The sequence below is a fragment of the Marinobacter iranensis genome (assembly GCF_029207565.1).
In the GTDB taxonomy this organism is placed as follows: Bacteria; Pseudomonadota; Gammaproteobacteria; order Pseudomonadales; family Oleiphilaceae; genus Marinobacter; species Marinobacter iranensis.
The window spans coordinates 1-264 of the sequence record NZ_JANCMW010000221.1 but is presented as its reverse complement, the minus strand read 5'-3'; the positions used below and the strand labels follow the sequence as shown (position 1 = coordinate 264).

Annotated in this window: 1 protein-coding gene; it reads left to right on the top strand. The window is 62.9% G+C overall.

Annotation, left to right across the window (positions count from 1 at the left end; genetic code table 11):
* Positions 1-264: extracellular solute-binding protein (locus NLU14_RS22105; protein WP_275710656.1), on the top strand; the 264-nt coding region annotated here is incomplete at both ends.

Genomic DNA, 264 nt, shown 5'->3' with positions numbered 1-264 from the left:
GCGTCTCCGGCCGATTCGTCGGCGCCCGCATCTTCCGCGCCGGCCTCTTCGGCCGCGGCTTCTGAAAGCGCTGCACCCGCCGATAACGGCGGCAGCGGCGAAAAGGTCAATCTCAGCTTCTGGACGCTGTTCGACGGCGGCGACGGCGCGAACATGCAGGCGCTGGTCGACGAGTTCAACAAGACGCATCCGGACATTCAAGTGAAAAACACGAAGCTCGTATGGGGCGAGTACTACACCAAGCTCATTACGGCCGTCGGCAAC